At 70.9% G+C, this 15,589-nt stretch carries 11 protein-coding genes and 2 pseudogenes; 5 read left to right on the plus strand and 8 right to left on the minus strand.

Going from position 1 to position 15,589, the window contains the following annotated elements; translation table 11 throughout:
• Positions 1–34 precede the first annotated feature (34 nt).
• Positions 35–229 carry a hypothetical protein gene (locus tag OHU35_RS14630; protein WP_142163958.1) on the minus strand — a complete coding sequence of 65 codons (195 nt, stop codon included), beginning with the start codon at positions 227–229 and terminating at the stop codon, positions 35–37.
• A gap of 693 nt (positions 230–922) precedes the next feature.
• Here OHU35_RS14630 and OHU35_RS14635 point away from each other — a divergent pair.
• Complete coding sequence (locus tag OHU35_RS14635; RefSeq protein WP_373310120.1) at positions 923–2,029, plus strand: acyltransferase family protein; 1,107 nt, start codon at positions 923–925, stop codon at positions 2,027–2,029.
• 17 nt (positions 2,030–2,046) lie between these two features.
• On the opposite strand, the gene OHU35_RS14640 is transcribed toward OHU35_RS14635, so the two are convergent.
• The 4 genes and pseudogenes from OHU35_RS14640 to OHU35_RS14655 all read right to left on the minus strand — a co-directional run bounded on the left by OHU35_RS14640 (position 2,047) and on the right by OHU35_RS14655 (position 7,067).
• A complete protein-coding gene (locus OHU35_RS14640; protein WP_189723603.1) occupies positions 2,047–2,514 on the minus strand; it encodes an HD domain-containing protein in 468 nt (155 codons plus the stop codon).
• Positions 2,511–4,956 (minus strand): annotated as a pseudogene (locus OHU35_RS14645) (ABC transporter permease). Before OHU35_RS14645 ends, OHU35_RS14640 begins: the two are co-directional and overlap by 4 nt.
• The gene (locus tag OHU35_RS14650) at positions 4,956–5,756 is read right to left on the minus strand and encodes an ABC transporter ATP-binding protein (RefSeq protein WP_359894289.1); all 801 of its coding nucleotides are present in this window, start codon (positions 5,754–5,756) and stop codon (positions 4,956–4,958) included. The pseudogene OHU35_RS14645 and the gene OHU35_RS14650 overlap by 1 nt, the downstream one beginning before the upstream one ends.
• A 129-nt stretch (positions 5,757–5,885) precedes the next feature.
• On the minus strand, positions 5,886–7,067 hold the full coding sequence (locus tag OHU35_RS14655; protein ID WP_405505530.1) for a PP2C family protein-serine/threonine phosphatase: 1,182 nt from the start codon (positions 7,065–7,067) through the stop codon (positions 5,886–5,888).
• Positions 7,068–7,229: 162 nt separating this feature from the next.
• Here OHU35_RS14655 and OHU35_RS14660 point away from each other — a divergent pair, with 162 nt between their 5' ends.
• The 3 genes and pseudogenes from OHU35_RS14660 to OHU35_RS14670 all read left to right on the plus strand — a co-directional run.
• Complete coding sequence (locus OHU35_RS14660; protein ID WP_405505531.1) at positions 7,230–8,489, plus strand: GNAT family N-acetyltransferase; 1,260 nt, start codon at positions 7,230–7,232, stop codon at positions 8,487–8,489.
• A gap of 82 nt (positions 8,490–8,571) precedes the next feature.
• On the plus strand, positions 8,572–9,354 hold the full coding sequence (locus OHU35_RS14665; protein ID WP_189723611.1) for a phosphotransferase enzyme family protein: 783 nt from the start codon (positions 8,572–8,574) through the stop codon (positions 9,352–9,354).
• 17 nt (positions 9,355–9,371) lie between these two features.
• A pseudogene (locus OHU35_RS14670) lies at positions 9,372–9,653 on the plus strand (transposase); the annotation flags it as partial.
• A 14-nt stretch (positions 9,654–9,667) separates the two neighbouring features.
• Here the strand turns inward: OHU35_RS14670 and OHU35_RS14675 are convergent.
• Both OHU35_RS14675 and OHU35_RS14680 read right to left on the minus strand, forming a co-directional pair.
• The gene (locus tag OHU35_RS14675; protein WP_189723613.1) at positions 9,668–10,477 is read right to left on the minus strand and encodes an Fpg/Nei family DNA glycosylase; all 810 of its coding nucleotides are present in this window, start codon (positions 10,475–10,477) and stop codon (positions 9,668–9,670) included.
• Between the two features lie 583 nt (positions 10,478–11,060).
• The gene (locus tag OHU35_RS14680; RefSeq protein ID WP_189723615.1) at positions 11,061–11,558 is read right to left on the minus strand and encodes a ribose-5-phosphate isomerase; all 498 of its coding nucleotides are present in this window, start codon (positions 11,556–11,558) and stop codon (positions 11,061–11,063) included.
• 279 nt (positions 11,559–11,837) lie between these two features.
• Here OHU35_RS14680 and OHU35_RS14685 point away from each other — a divergent pair, with 279 nt between their 5' ends.
• Positions 11,838–13,337 (plus strand): amino acid permease, encoded by a 1,500-nt coding sequence (locus OHU35_RS14685; protein ID WP_189723617.1) that lies wholly within the window; start codon positions 11,838–11,840, stop codon positions 13,335–13,337.
• 88 nt (positions 13,338–13,425) lie between these two features.
• Here the strand turns inward: OHU35_RS14685 and OHU35_RS14690 are convergent, their stop codons facing one another.
• Positions 13,426–15,420 carry a serine/threonine-protein kinase gene (locus OHU35_RS14690; protein WP_229872898.1) on the minus strand — a complete coding sequence of 665 codons (1,995 nt, stop codon included), beginning with the start codon at positions 15,418–15,420 and terminating at the stop codon, positions 13,426–13,428.
• Positions 15,421–15,589: the final 169 nt, after the last annotated feature.

Consider the following 15,589-nt stretch of genomic DNA (forward strand, 5'->3'; position numbering starts at 1 on the left):
TGGCACCGGCCCGGGAGGGGTGCTCCCGGGCCGGTCAGAAGCTGATGGAGTTGACCGTCTCCGCTATCGAGTTGAGGAAGCGCTGGATGGACGGGGCCATGCCGGTCGAGGCGAGGAAGAAGCCGAAGAGGATCGCCACGATCGCGGGGCCTGCCTTGATGGATCCCCCTCTCAGCAACACCACAAGGATGATCGCCAACAGCAGAACCACAGACAGTGAAATGGCCACAACTGATCACACCCTCGGTCGGTCCGCTCTCCCGGCCGGGGGCGCCACTGCGCGCACCCCGCCAGAACCATCGTGCCACCAACGCGGCCGGGCTATGCGGCCGGTGACGCATCGACCGCCCCGGTGTCGTCCGGGCCCGTGTACGCCGCGTGCGGGAGGGGACCCGACGGCGGGGACTCGTACGGCAATTCGAAGCGCCACCCGCGCAGGGAATTGGGGCGGATCGTTTCCGTCTCCACACAACGCGTTCGCAGCTAATTCGAATTACTGCCCAAGGCTCCTCAACAACCCTGGGGAGAGGCTTCCGAAGAGCGCTGAAGCGGACATTCCACTGGAGTCGCCTGCTGGTCTTATGCACCGCTTAGTCCGGAAGTATCCCGACAAGCAGGGCACCTGTGACGGACACAACTCGGCACCGAAGATGTGTTGGTCATCACGCCGACAGTGACGTCAACTACCCGAAATCCGGGGTACCCACAGCGAATAGCCAGGAATCACGTCCGGCGTTTTACGAATAGAGGCAGGGAAGGCTAGGGTGCCTCAGATGTTCCACGCTGCCTCGTCCCCCGCAAGCGCAGCGAGGTCCCGGATCGTCTCCCCGAGCTCCTGGTGGGAGGGTCTGTGACGAACTCGCTGCGACCGAACGGCGACCGCAAGGCGCCACTTCCCCCGGCACAGTCGCCGGCAGGCGGAGTGCCGAGCCCGCGCTCGCCGCAGAGCCCCCAGAAGAAGCAGAACGGCAAGCAGCGCGACGCGTTCTTCGACAACGCGAAGTACCTCGCGATCGTGCTGGTGGCCATGGGCCACGCCTGGGAGCCGCTCAAGGGCGACAGCCGGATACTCGAGGCCGCGTACCAGGTCGTCTACGCGTTCCACATGCCGGCGTTCATCCTCATCTCCGGCTACTTCTCGCGCAGTTTCGACATGCGGCCCGACCGGCTCAAGCGCCTGATCACCGGCGTGGCCGTGCCGTACATCATCTTCGAGACGGCCTACCCGCTCTTCAAGCGGTGGATCGACGACGACCCGGGGCAGGACATCAGTCTCCTCGACCCGTGGTACCTGACCTGGTTCCTGGTCGCGCTGTTCATCTGGCGGCTGACCACCCCCATCTGGAACATGGTGCGCTGGCCGCTGCCGCTCGCGCTCGGCCTCGCGATGCTGGCGACCGTCACCCCCGAGATCGGTGACGACCTGGACCTGCAGCGCGTCCTGCAGTTCCTGCCGTTCTTCGTGCTGGGCCTGGTGATGAAGCCCGAGCACTTCCACATGGTGCGCCGCCGTTCGGTGCGGATCGCCTCGGTGCCCGTGTTCGCCGCCGCCCTGGCCTTCAGCTGGTGGGCCGTGCCGCGCATGAACACCGCGTGGTTCTACCACCGTGACGCCGCGCAGGAGCTGGGCGCGCCGTGGTGGGCCGGCCCGGTCATGGTGCTCGCGATGTTCGGCTGCTCCCTGGTGCTGACCGCGTGCTTCTTCGCCTGGGTGCCGCGTCGCCACATGTGGTTCACCGCGCTCGGCGCGGGCACGCTCTACGGCTACCTGCTGCACGGCTTCCTCGTGAAGGCCGGCGACTACCAGGGCTGGTTCGAAGCGAGCTGGTTCCACCAGCCGGCCGGACAGATCGCCGTGACCGTCCTCGCGGCCGCCGTCGTGACGGTGCTGTGCACCAAGCCGGTGCAGCGCATGTTCCGGTTCGCGATGGAGCCGAAGATGGAATGGGCCTTCAAGCGGGACGCGGCCGAGCTGGCCCGCGAACGCCAGAGCGCCGAGCGGCGCGAGCGCGAGAAGGTCAGCGCCTAGGCGCCTTTCAGCACCTTTCAGACCGCATCCGACTGACCGAGAAGTGCGCGCATCCGTGCGTACTTCTCGGTCAGTCGCATGCGGGTGGCCTCGTCGAGGATCGCGAGGCGGGCCGGATCCGCGTTGTGCGCCAGGTCCGCCTCCTTCACCAGCGCCGCGCCCGGGGTGGCGAGGATACGCGCGGCGTACGCCTCGGGCGGCTCCCCGGCCCGCTTGGTGACCGCGAGGACGATGTCCTTCGTACGGCTGCTCAGCGCGGCCTCGCGCAGCCACTGGGGCGAGAGGGCGTCGTCCTCGACGGCGTCGTGCAGCCAGGCCGCCGCGATCTGGTCCTCGTCGCCGCCCCGTTCCCGTACCCCCTCCGCCACGGCCCGCAGGTGTTCGGCGTAGGGCCGCCCCGCCTTGTCGGTCTGGCCGGCGTGCGCGGCGCGGGCGGTGGCCTCGACCTGGGCCAGGGTCAGCGGGGTGCGGGGTGTCTCGGTCACCGCTCCAGTGTCTCCCCGCGCAGCGCCGCCCGGGCCGGCAGGGTCGCGGCGGCCATGCCGAGGACGAGGATCGACGCCGCGAACGAGCCGTACACCAGCGGGGGTATGTACGGTCCCTGGCCCGTCAGCCCCCGCATCATCGGGACGAGCGTGGCCAGGGCGATCGCCGTGCCGAGCGCGATGCCCGCGACGGCGACCAGGAGGGCTTCCCAGCGGACCATGCGCAGCACCTGGCGGCGGGTGGAGCCGAGCAGGCGGAGCGTGCCGAGTTCGCCGCGGCGGTCGAGGACCGTCATGACCAGCGTGTTGACGGCGGCGACGGCCGCGAAGCCGCCGAGTACGGCCGCCATCACCCGGTTCGCCCAGCCGTTGAGTTCGCGGTCGAGGGACGCGGCGGTCGTGTAGTCGGCGCGGTCCAGGACCCGGCCGAGCGGTGCGAGTGCCTTCGCCGTGCCGCCCTTGACCCACAGTTCGGTGTCGAAGGACGAGCTGACGTGGCGGGCCAGGTCGGTGCGGTTCAGGGTGACCTGGGACAGGCCCATGCCGCGTCCGTACGTCGCCGCCACCAGCGGGGTGGCCCTGGTGCCGTCGGGCAGGTGGATGCGGATACGGTCGCCGACCCGGACGTTCGCGTTGTCGGCGACGGACGCGTCCACGGCTATCTCGCCCGGTTTCAGGGTGAGTTGTCCCCGCTCGACGTCCAGGTCCTGTACGGCGGTCAGGGCGCGGGCGGTGCCGGTGACGCCCTGTGCGGAGACGGGGGTCAGGACGCCGGTGGCCGGGACGAGCACGGATGTCCTCAGCAGGCCGACGGCGGCGGTGACGTCGGGCGTCCGCTCGGCGCGTCGTACGGCCTCCGGGGGCAGGGCGCCCTGGTCGGCCGTGACGATGTGGTCGGCGACGATGCCCGCCCGCTGCTGTTCGCCGGTGACCTTGTCCTCGCTGGTCTGCAGGAAGACGAGGACGGAGGAGAAGGCCATGGCGAGCACGATCGGGGTGATCGCGGAGGCCAGACGCCGGGCGTTGGTGCGGGAGTTGGCCGCGGCGAGCGCGGCGGGGGCGCCTGCCCCGCGCAGCGGGAGTCCGAACAGGGCGGCGCAGGCGCGGGCCACCAGTGGGCCCAGCAGCGCGACGGCCAGCATGAAGAGCATCACGACTCCGAGCGCCGCGTTGGCCGCCTCCTCGCCGGTCAGCGAGGCGGCCAGGCCCGCGCACACGAACCCGCCGGCCGGCGGCGGCCACACCGAGCGGGGTGCGGATCCAGCCCGGGCGCAGCCGCTCCACGGACGCCTCGCTCAGCGCCTGGCCCGGCTTGATGCGCGAACTGCGGTGCGCGGCGGTGTATCCGGCGAGCAGGGCCGTGGCCAGGACCGTCCCGGCCGTGGAGACCAGCGGGATCCAGGAGACGGCTAGGTCGACGGCGTCCGGGACGGCGCCCTTGTCCTTGAGCCGGCCGAACCACCAGGCGGCCAGGGCGATTCCGGGCAGACAGCCGAGCGCGCCCGCGACCGGGGCGACGAGCAGGGCCTCGGTGGCGATGGTGCGGCGGATCTGGCGCGGGGTGGTGCCGATGGCGCGCAGCAGGGCGAACTCGCGGGCGCGCCGGCCCACGGCGAGGGCGACGGTGCCGGCCGCGGTGAAGACGGCGACCAGGGTGGCGATGCCGCCGAAGGAGCCGCCGATTCCGGTGAGGACCTCCCTGGCCTCGATGAGGAGGGGATCCTCGACGGCGCCCCGGTCGTCGCCGGTGTGGAGTTCGGCCCTGGTGCCCAGGGCGTGCGCGACCCTGGCCTGAAGGGTTCCGGTGCTGATGCCGGGCTCGGGGAGGACGGCGATGGTGTCGACGCGGTGCGGGTGTCCGGAGACGCGTACGGCTTCGGTGTCGGCGAACCAGACGGTGGGCTGCGCCGTGTCCTGGGCGTCCTGCGCGGACGTGGTTCCGGAGACGCGGTAGGCGCGGGCGCCCTCCGGAGTGGTGAGGGTGACGGAGTCGCCGACGGAGGCCCGCGGGCCGTGAGCGAGGACGACCTCGCCCGGGCCGGGGGCGCGTCCGGCGGTGAGGCGTTCACCGGTGAAGGCGGTGGAGCCCCAGCCGTGGGCGGTGAGCGTGACCTCGGGGGTGAGCACCGGGAAGGTGACGTCGGGGATCGCCGCGCGCGCCCCGGGCACCGCGGCGGCCTTCGCCACCAGGGAGTCGTCGAGGCGGGCCCGGTCCGGCACGGCATCGCTCTCGTCCGGCTTCCCGGCCCGCTGCTCGGCGGCCGCCACGACGGGGACGTGCGCGTAGCGCCGGGGCGGGACCTCGGCGCGCACACCCGTCTCCAGCAGGATGCCGCAGGCCGACACGATCGTCGCGGCCAGCATCAGGGCGACGAACGTGCCGACGAACGCGGCGGGGCGGAAGCGGAGGGCCGCGCGGGCGAGGCCGTTGGGAACGAACATCAGGCTGCCGCTCCCGCACAGGTGGGCGCTGTGGTCAGAGAGGTCATCCGGGCGGCGATGCGGTCGACGTGGCTGCGGGCGGGAGGGGCACCGTGGAGGTGGTGCGTACCGGCGTCGCGGTCGAGGTGGTCGATGATCTCGCCGTCGGCCAGGAACAGGACGCGGTCCGCCCAGGCGGCGGCCGCCGGGTCGTGGGTGACCATGACGACCGTGGCGCCCTGGGTGTCGACGGACCGGCGGAGCAGGGTGAGGATCTCGGAGGCCGTGGTGGTGTCCAGGGCGCCGGTCGGTTCGTCCGCGAAGACGACGTCGGGGCGGGTGACCAGGGCGCGGGCGATGGCCACGCGCTGCTGCTGGCCGCCGGAGAGCTGGCCCGGGCGGCGGCGGGCCTGGTCCGCCAGGCCGACCCGGGCCAGGACCTCGGCGGCGCGGCGACGGTCGGGGCGGTGGCCGGCCAGGCGCATCGGGAGGACGACGTTCTGCTCGACCGTGAGGGACGGCAGGAGGTTGAAGGCCTGGAAGACGAAGCCGATGCGGGTGCGGCGCAGGGCGGTGAGCTTGTTCTCCTTCATGCCGGTGATCTCCGTGCCGCCCAGGCGGACCGCGCCCGCCGTGGGGCGGTCGAGGCCTGCCGCGCACTGGAGGAACGTGGACTTGCCGGAGCCCGAAGGGCCCATCACCGCGGTGTAACTGCCGTGCCGGAGCGTGAGATCGATGCCGCGCAGGGCGTGGACGGCGGTGCGACCGCGGCCGTAGCGCTTGCGGACGCCGTGCAGTTCTACGGCCCAGTCGCCTGCCATGTCTGTCCTTCCGGATCCGTGTCGCTCGGTCGCCGTGCGGCGTTCGCCGGCGATGTGTCGAACGTACGGAAACGGAGGGTGCGCGGACCATGAGGACGACCGCCGGACCGACCTGGGGAAAACCCCACCTCAGCGGGGGGCGGACGTCGCCGTCGGGCCCTCTCGGCAGATCAGCAGGAGGGCCCGGTCGTCGTTGACGTCCTTGGCCACCGCCTCGATGAGGTGCCAGGCGGCGCCGTGGAAGCCGCCGGCCACATAGCGGTCGGCCTCGCCGGTGAGGCGGTCGATGCCCTCGACGATGTCGCGGTCGGAGGTCTCCACCAGGCCGTCCGTGAACAGCATCAGCACGTCGCCCGGGCGCAGCGAGCCCTTCACGGGGTCGAACTGGGCGCCGTCGTACACACCGAGGAGCGGGCCCTCGGCCGCCTTCTCCTCCCAGCGTCCGGTGCCCGCGCTGAGCTGCAGGCCCGGCGGATGGCCGGCCGAGTAGAGCTCGTAGTCGCCGGAGTCCAGGTCGAGGACCAGGTGGATGGAGGTGGCGAAGCCCTCGTCCCAGTCCTGGCGGAGCAGATAGCCGTTCGCGGCGGGGAGGAAGGCGTGCGGCGGGAGGGAGCCCAGCAGGCCGCCGAACGCACCGGACAGGAGCAGGGCGCGGGAGCCCGCGTCCATGCCCTTGCCGGAGACGTCGGTGAGGACGACCTCGAGCGTACGGCCGCCGTTGGTGCGGGCCGCCACCACGAAGTCGCCCGAGAAGGACTGCCCGCCCGCCGGGCGCAGCGCCATCTCCTGGTGCCAGCCGCCCGGCAGGTCGGGCAGCTGGCTCTGCACCCGGATACGTTCGCGCAGGTCGAAGAGCATGGTGCCGCCGCGCCGCCAGGGCACACCGACCCGGCTGCGGAACTGGGCCAGCAGCAGCCCGAAGAAACCGCAGGCCGCGACCACCAGCACGATGCCCGGAGTGACCCTGGAGGGCCCCTCCGTGTACGGGCCCAGTTGCACCGACTCCACGATCAGCGCCGTGGCCGCCGCCGCGTACAGGCCGAGCAGGCTCGCCGGGCGCAGCACCAGGCCGCCCACGACGACGGGCAGGACGAGCGCGGCCGGCGAGAACCACACCGAGTTCCCCAGCGTCGCCGCCGCGATCAGCGGGACGGTCAGGAGCAGACCGGCCAGGGCGATCCAGTCCGAGCCGTCACCGCGGAAGTAGTCCACGGCGGCTCGGCGCACGCCGACGCGGGCCCGGTGCCACTGCTTCTTCAACCGGGCCGTGAACGTGTCGGCTTCCGCGCGCCGCTCTCGTCCTGATGCCATTAGTTCGGGACCCTATCCATCGGACCAGCCGCTTGGCACGGGAGGTCCCACTTGTCCCCCGTCCGAGGGCCGACTTCACAGTGAACTTCACAGCGTGCCGCCCCGCCGCCACCTGAGAGAAATTTGCTCGCTCGTCCCGCATTGCCCTGGTAGGCATGGCCCATGGCGACTGACGCGAGCGGCTCCGCGCTCGACCTGCGGGTGCTGCGGCGGGACGATTGGGACAAGTGGTACGAGACCCTGATCCGGGGCTTCGGCGGGGTGCCGGAGTCCGCCGAGGAACGGGAGTTGTGGAACTCGCTGACCGAGCTCGACCGTTCACTCGGCGCCTGGGACGGGGACGAGTGTGTGGGGACGGCCGGGGCGTTCAGCTTCCGGCTCACGGTGCCCGGCGGTGCCTCGGTGCCGGCCGCGGGCGTCACCATGGTCAGCGTGGCCGCCACGCACCGCCGGCGCGGAATTCTGACGTCGATGATGCGGCGGCAGCTGGACGACGTCCGTGCCTGGGGTGAGCCGCTGGCCGTGCTCACGGCCTCCGAGCCGGCGATCTACGGCCGGTTCGGATACGGGAGCGCCACTTTCCAGTTGAACGCCGAGATCGACACGACCCGGGTGCGGCTCACGTCGCTGCCGGCGGGTACGGACGACGTGCGCGTGCGGTACGCCGTTCCGGCCGATGTCCTCGACGTGTGCGAGGCGGTGTACGCCCGGCTGGTTCCGTCGCGGCCGGGGATGCTGGCCCGGCAGCCCGGCTGGGAGCGGCTGGGGCTGCTCGATCCGGAGAGCGAGCGGGAGGGGGCGTCGCCGCTGCAGTGCGTCGTCGCCGAGCGGGACGGCGAGACCGTCGGGTACGCGCGGTATCGCGTCAAGCCGGGCTGGGAGGCCAGCGGGCCCAACGGCACGGTGATTCTGGAGAACTCGGCGGCGCTGGACCCCGCGGCGGACGCGGCGCTGTGGCGCTTCCTGTTCGGCATCGACCTGACGTCGTCGCTGGTGGTGCGGGGGCGGGGGCGGCCGGTGGACGACGCGTGGCGGCACTGGGTGTCCGACATCCGGCGGTGCCGGCCGCGGTTGGGGGATTCGCTGTACGTACGGCCGGTGGATCTGGGCGCCGCGCTGGAGGCGCGGACGTATCAGGCGCCGGTGGATGTGGTGTTCGAGGTGGAGGACGCGTTCTGCCCCTGGAACGCCGGGCGTTGGCGGCTCAGCGGGGACGCGAAGGGGGCGTCCTGCGAGCGTACGGCGGACGCGGCGGATGTCGCCCTGTCCGTACGGGAGTTGGGTACGGCGTACCTCGGGGGTGTGTCGCTGGCCTCGTTGGGGACGGCGGGGCGTGTGCGGGAGGTACGGCGGGGGGCGTTGGCGGAGGCCTCGCTGGGGTTCGGGGCCGGTGTGGCGCCGTGGTTGCCGTACAGCTTCTGAGCTTGTTCCTTAACCTCCGTCCCTACTCTGACGGTCCCCTTAATGGGGTGATCATGACGAGCTGATCCGACACACTGGTTCGATGCGGCATGATGATGAACAGCCTTTGTCCGGTGGCAACGTCAGTGATGGTGTCGTTCGCGTCGGGGACACCGTTCGCCGTCCGGCCGGAATATGGACTCCCGCTGTGCATGCCCTGCTTGCCCACCTGCACGAGGTGGGATTCGGCGCGGCGCCTCGTCCGCTCGGCATTGACGATCAGGGGCGTGAGGTCCTGACCTTCATGCCGGGACATGTGGTCTGGCCCGACCGGTTCTCGCTGATGGAACCCGCTCGACAACTGGCTCGCGTGGCACGGCTGATCCGGGACTTCCACGACGCCGTGCAGGACTTCACGCCGCCGTCCGATGCGCGGTGGCAGACGCTGATTCCCGCTGAGGGCAGTGACATCATCGCCCATAACGACTTGGCCCCCTGGAACCTCGTGGTCGCAGACGAGGCGCGGTGGGCCTTCATCGACTGGGACGCTGCAGGTCCCGGCTCGCGCCTGTGGGATGTCGCATACGCCATTCACGGGTTCATTCCGCTGTCCGCGCATCCGGACTGGCAGAGCCCGGACGCGGCGGACCGACTGCGAGTCTTCGCCGACGCCTACGGTCTGGATGAGTCCGAACGCCGTCGGTTGGTCCCTCTACTGGGGCGCCGTACGCGTTCCATGCACGACTTCCTGCGCGACCAGGCAGCCCAAGGAGCCCAGCCCTGGGCAAGGCTGTGGGCTGAAGGCCACGGCGACGCCTGGCGAAACGACGCCGAGTACATCGAGCAACGCGAAGACCAGTGGATGCAGGCCCTGCTCGCCGGCTGAGGCATCAGTGCCCGTGCCTGACTCCTGGCATCGAACGACATCTCGCACGCCGGGAGGACTTATTCGACTGTCTGACCGGGCGCGGGGACGAATTGTTCGACCTCGTGGACGCGTTGTTGTGCGCGGACGGTTGGGTGACCTCGCCGGTGGACCTGACGCTGGTGGCCGAGCACCGGCGCGGGCACGGCGCGATGTACAAGGCGTTGAACTGCGGGAACGTGGATGTGCCCCGGCTGCGGCACGTGCTTGCCGGTCTGCCGATGCCGCGGGCCGCCGACGGCCGCTTGGTCCTGGCGGTCGTGTCGGGGGTTCCTCAAGGGCGTTGGCAGGTCGGGCACCAGAAGAGGTTGCGGGCGGCGAGGTCGGCGGTGCGGATCTCGGTGCCGCAGAGGTGGCAGGGCTGGTTGGCCCTGCGGTAGACGTACACCTCGCCGCCGTGGTCGTCCACGCGGGGTGGGCGGCCCATGGCCTCCGGGGTGTGTTCCGGGCGGACGGTGTCGATGCGGTTGTTGCGGACGCCCTCGCGCATGAGCGCGACCAGGTCGGTCCAGATCGTGTGCCACTCGGACGGGGTGAGGTCCTTGCCGGGGCGGTACGGGTCGATGCGGTGCCGGAAGAGGACCTCCGCGCGGTAGACGTTTCCCACGCCTGCGATGACCTTCTGGTCCATGAGGAGGGCGGCGATCGTCGTACGGCTGCGGGCGATACGGCGGTACGCGGCGTCCGGGTCGGCGTCCTCGCGGAGGGGGTCGGGGCCGAGGCGGTCGTGTATCGCCTGCTTCTCCGGGGGTGTGATCAGGGCGCAGGTGGTGGGGCCTCGGAGGTCTACGTACGCGGTGTCGTTCGCGAGGCGGAGGCGCACGGTGTCGGTGGGTGGGGGTGCGGGGGCCGGGCCGAAGGTGACCTTGCCGAAGAGGCCGAGGTGGATGTGGATCCAGTCGCTGTCGCGGAAGCCGAGGAAGAGGTGTTTGCCGTGGGCTTCCGTGTGGGTGAGTTCCGTGCCGGTGAGGAGGGCGGCGGCGTCGGTGAACTTGCCCTGGGGGCTGGTGGTTCGGGGGGTTGTGCCGAGGAAGGCGGCGGCGTAGTCCTGGGCCAGGCGGTGGATGGTGTGGCCTTCTGGCACGGGTTCTCCCTGTGATCGTTGCCTTTGCCCACCCACCCGCCCGACTCGGTCGGTCAAGAGACCGGACTCGAACAGCCTCGGGGCTCCGCCCCGGACGGGGCTTTCCCACCCACCCACCCGAAGCAGTTCGTCAAGGGGTTGAGGTCGAAAGGCATCGGGGCTCCGCCCCGGACCCCGGCGGCGACTGCGTCCCCCGCACCCCTCGCGGGGCTCCGCCCCCACACCCCGCCAGGGGCTGCGCCCCTTGGCCCCCCTGGGCCGGGGCTCGGACACTGGGCCTGCGTCCGACTCGGCACTGAGCCGGCATCCAACTCACCACTGACCTGGGTCTGACTCTTCTACTGGCCTGCGCCTGACTCGGCACTGGCCCGACGGTGGGCTCGGACACTGAGCCTGCGACCGACTCAGCACTGGACTCGTAGCGGGCTTGGGCCATGTCCGGGTCCGGGGCGGGGTGGAACCGTGGGGCTTGGCCGAAGGCGCGGGGCGGGTGCTGGGGCCGCGGTGGGCTCGGGCTGGACCCCGCCTTGCGCCCTCGCGCCGGTGTGCCGCGAGCCCGGCTCACATGGTCGGTCTCAGCGGCTCAGGCGTCGGGGCCCTGCTGGGGGTGGTGCGGCGGGATCGGGGGGAGGGCAGCCGTCGTTTCGTACTCGTTGAGCATGTCGATTCGGCGAATGTGACGTTCGTCACCGGAGAACGGTGTCGCGAGGAACGTCTCGATGAAGGCCGTCGCCTCGTCCTGCGAGTGCATGCGCGCGCCCACGGCGACGACGTTGGCGTTGTTGTGCTGACGGCCGAGGGCCGCCGTCTCCTCGCTCCAGGCGAGGGCCGCGCGGACGCCCTTGACCTTGTTCGCGGCGATCTGCTCGCCGTTGCCGGAACCGCCGATGACGACGCCGAGCGCGTCGGGGTCCGCGGCCGTGCGCTCCGCTGCGCGGAGGCAGAAGGGCGGGTAGTCGTCCTGGGCGTCGTAGATGTGCGGGCCACAGTCGACGGGGTCGTGACCCGCCGCCTTCAGCCAGTCGACGAGGTGGTTCTTGAGTTCGTAGCCGGCATGGTCCGAGCCGAGGTACACGCGCATGGGATGAGTGTGACACGGGTGTTTCGGGGAAGGCGCGCGGGGTGGCGCTCATGAAAACGTGAGGCGAATGTGAGCCGCATTACGGAACCTCAGGAAAACCTCAAGTAACAATCTGGATTCAAAGGTTCTCGAAAACGTTCGCCTCCGATTCACTGGACCGGCTCGTACACCCGCTCGTACGAGGACCCGTACACCGTCATGCCGCGACACACCCCGTTCGTACGGCTGGTGCGGCTCCGTACGGAAGAACAACTCCCCGGCGCAAAGGAAATCCGTTCCATGACCTCGCAGCCGACACTGAAGACGACCGGAAACGACCCCGGAGGGCCCGGAGAACCCGGCGGACCGGACGGCAGCTCCGGACTGCAGGCCGGGCTCAAGAACCGGCATCTGTCGATGATCGCCATCGGTGGCGTCATCGGGGCCGGGCTCTTCGTGGGGTCCAGCTCCGGTATCGCCACCGCAGGCCCCGGCATTCTCCTGTCGTACGCCCTCGTCGGCACGCTCGTGGTGCTGGTGATGCGGATGCTCGGTGAGATGTCGGCCGCCAACCCGACCTCGGGTTCCTTCTCCGCGCACGCCGACCGGGCGCTCGGCCCCTGGGCCGGTTTCTCCATCGGCTGGCTGTACTGGTTCTTCTGGGTCGTGGTGCTCGCGGTCGAGGCGACCGCCGGTGCCGTGATCCTGGAGGGCTGGATCCCGGCCGTGCCGCAGTGGGCCTGGGCCCTGATCGTGATGCTGGTGCTCACCGCCACCAACCTGGTCTCCGTCGGGTCGTACGGCGAGTTCGAGTTCTGGTTCGCCGGGATCAAGGTCGTCGCGATCGCCGCGTTCATCGTCATCGGTGGGCTTGCCGTCTTCGGGCTGCTGCCCGGCGTGGACAGTGAGCAGGCCGGGCTGAGCAACCTCACTCAGCACGGCGGCTTCCTGCCCCATGGCGCGGGCGCCATCCTCACCGGTGTGCTCCTGGTCGTCTTCTCCTTCATGGGCAGCGAGATCGCCACCCTGGCCGCCGGTGAGTCCGAGAACCCGCAGCAGGCCGTCACCAAGGCCACCAACAGCATCATCTGGCGAGTCGGCGTCTTCTACCTCGGTTCGATCTTCGTTGTGGTCGCCCTGCTGCCGTGGGACAGCAAGTCCATCACCGACGACGGCTCCTATGTCGCCGCGCTCGACTCCCTGGGCATTCCGCACGCCGGTCAGATCATGAACTTCATCGTGCTGACCTCGGTGCTGTCCTGTCTCAACTCCGGTCTCTACACCGCCTCCCGCATGGCCTTCTCCCTCGGCCAGCGCGGCGACGCGCCGAAGTCCTTCGCCCGCACGACCGGCAACGGCGTGCCGCGGACCGCGATCCTCGCGTCCGTCGCGTTCGGCTTCGTCGCCGTCTTCTTCAACTACAAGTTCCCGGACTCCGTCTTCCTCTTCCTCGTGAACTCCAGTGGCGCGGTCGCCCTGTTCGTGTGGCTGGTGATCTGCTTCTCCCAGCTGCGGATGCGGAAGATCATCCAGGCGGAGGCGCCGGAGAAGCTCGTCGTCAAGATGTGGCTGTACCCGTATCTGACCTGGGCGACGGCCGGACTGATCGTGTTCATCCTCGGCTACATGCTCACCGACACCGAGCACGACGGGCGCCAGACCATCCTGCTGTCGCTGCTCGTCGCGGCCGTGGTGCTCGTCATCGCCTTCGTGAAGCAGAGGGGCCGCGGTCGGCGGGGCGCCGACGCCGCGCGGGTCGAGGTTCCGGACGAGGGCCGGGACGAGGTCTCGGCCGGCTGACCGGCGGGCGCTCGCCTCTTCGATGTGTGGGGCCTGCGGTGCGTGTTCTTCCTTTCAGGACGCGCGCCGCAGGCCCCTTTTTGTGTCCCTACAGCACCGTGAAGCTGTCCTTGACCTTCTCGTACGTGCTCAGGGCCTCCTCCTCGATCCCTGCCTGGTACCAGGTGTTGACCTGGTACGACTTGCCGCCCACGTTGAAGCCGAGCAGACGGGCGTGCCAGCGGACGCCCTCCAGCGTGAAGGTGTACTCCCAGACCACCGCCGGGTGGCCGCGGAACGTCGTCTCCTCCAGGCGGATCTTGCGGTAGTCCTGGCCCTGGTGGGCGTTGCGTTCCGAGGTCTGCCAGGTCTCCAGGAGGTCGCCGCGCGCCAGGGCCGACTTGCCGACCAGTTCCTGGGCGCCGTCCGGGGAGGTGTAATGCACCTCCGCGCCCGTCTTCACGTCCCGTCGCCAGCCGTCCGGTGTCGCCCAGGCGAACCCACCGGCCTCCCGGTGCGTGCCCGGCGGCAGGCTCTGCGGCCGGGCTGTGCCCTCGACGGTGGGTGTGGGTGTGGTGGTGGCTGTCGGGGTGGGGCCGGTGGTGGGGGGTGCGGAAGTGGAAGAGCCTGCGCGGGTGTCGTCGTCGCCCGGTGAACCCGATGATGTCGCCAGGATGATTCCTACGACGGCACCGGCCGTCGCGATCGTGGCCGCCGCGGCGGCGAGCATCCTACGGCGGTGACCTGCGCGGGGGCGGGACACGGCCGGGACGGCGGGGCCGGGGAGCTCGCCCGGCGGCATCGGGCCGGGTGCCGGCGTGGGGTGGGGGCGGCACTCGGTCGCCGCCTGTGCGCGGGTGAGGGAGACGGGGCTCGGGCGGTGGGCGGTGGTGGCGCGGCGGTCGGGACGTGACGTGTTCGGCTGCGCCTTCGCGGCGGCTTCCGTGGTGGCGGCCGCGGGGTGGTGGTCGGGGAGTTGGTGTCGTGCCGCGTCCAGGACGGGGGCGGGCTGGCGGGGGTCCTGGGGTGCAGCCGTCGTGGGGGCCGAGGTCCGTGGCTCCGGTTCCGGGGCGGGTTGCTGGTCCTTCTCGGGTTCCGGGTGCGGTTCCGGGATGCGTTGCTGGTCCGGCTCCGACTCCGGCTCCGGTTCCGGTTCCGGTTCCGGCTTCGGTTCCGATTCCGTGTGCAGGTCCCGCTCCGGCCGTCCCTGCTCAAGCCCCCCTCCCCCCAGGGTTTCCTCGAGGCCGGCCGCGCCCCACCCCACCGGCACCGTCGGCGTGGGAACCGGGAACGCCACCGCTTCCAGGGCCGTTTCCAGGTCCTCCAGGTTCGGGCGGGTCGACGGGTCCTTTTCCAGGAGGGCCGTCAGGATGTCGCGCAACGGGCCGGAGGCGGCGGGGAGTTCGGGTTCCTCGTAGAGCACCGCGTGCAGGGTCGCCAGCGTGGTGTCGCGGGCGAAGGGGGAACGGCCGCCCAGGGCCGCGCAGAGGGTCGCGCCGAGGGACCAGTTGTCGGAGGGCGGGCCCTGTGGACGGCCGGAGATCCGCTCGGGGGCCATGTAGTCGGGCGAGCCGACCAGCATCCCGACCATCGTGAGTGCTTTGGCGTCCTGGATCGCGGCGATGCCGAAGTCCGTGAGGACGACGCGTCGTTCCGGGGAGCCGGGGTCCGGGCCCTGGCCGGAACCCGTGCCGCCGCGGCGCCCTGATCCGGCCGGCCCGGCCGCGTTCTCCACCAGGACGTTCCCGGGCTTGATGTCCCGGTGCAGGACGCCCCGCGCATGCACTTGCCGTAGCGCCGCGACCAGGCCGAGCCCGATCCGGGCCGTCTCGCCGGGGCTCAGGGGGCCGTCCTCCGCGAGGATCCGTTCGAGGGAGCGGCCGGCCACCAACTCCATGACGATCCACAGGCGTTCGCCCTCGTCGACCACGTCGTAGACCCGTACGACGTTGGGGTGGTCGATCCGGGCCGTGGCCCTGGCCTCGCGCAGGGTGCGTTCGCGGCGCGTCCTGTTGTCCTCCGCGTCGATACCGTCGATCCGCATTTCCTTGACGGCGACCGGCCGGTCGAGCATTTCGTCGGCGGCTCGCCACACCCGCCCCATTCCCCCCTGGCCGATACTTTCGACCAACCGATAGCGCCCCGTCACCAATACCCCTGGAACACCGCCGCTATTCGCATTCCCCGGCAATCCGCTGCACCCCCTCCACGACGCCGCGACCGCCTCCAGTGAAACACAACGGTCACACTTCGCGCCGTACCAGGATAGTGCG

Origin of the sequence: Streptomyces purpurascens (assembly GCF_045040895.1) — a bacterium.
GTDB classification, from domain to species: Bacteria; Actinomycetota; Actinomycetes; order Streptomycetales; family Streptomycetaceae; genus Streptomyces; species Streptomyces purpurascens.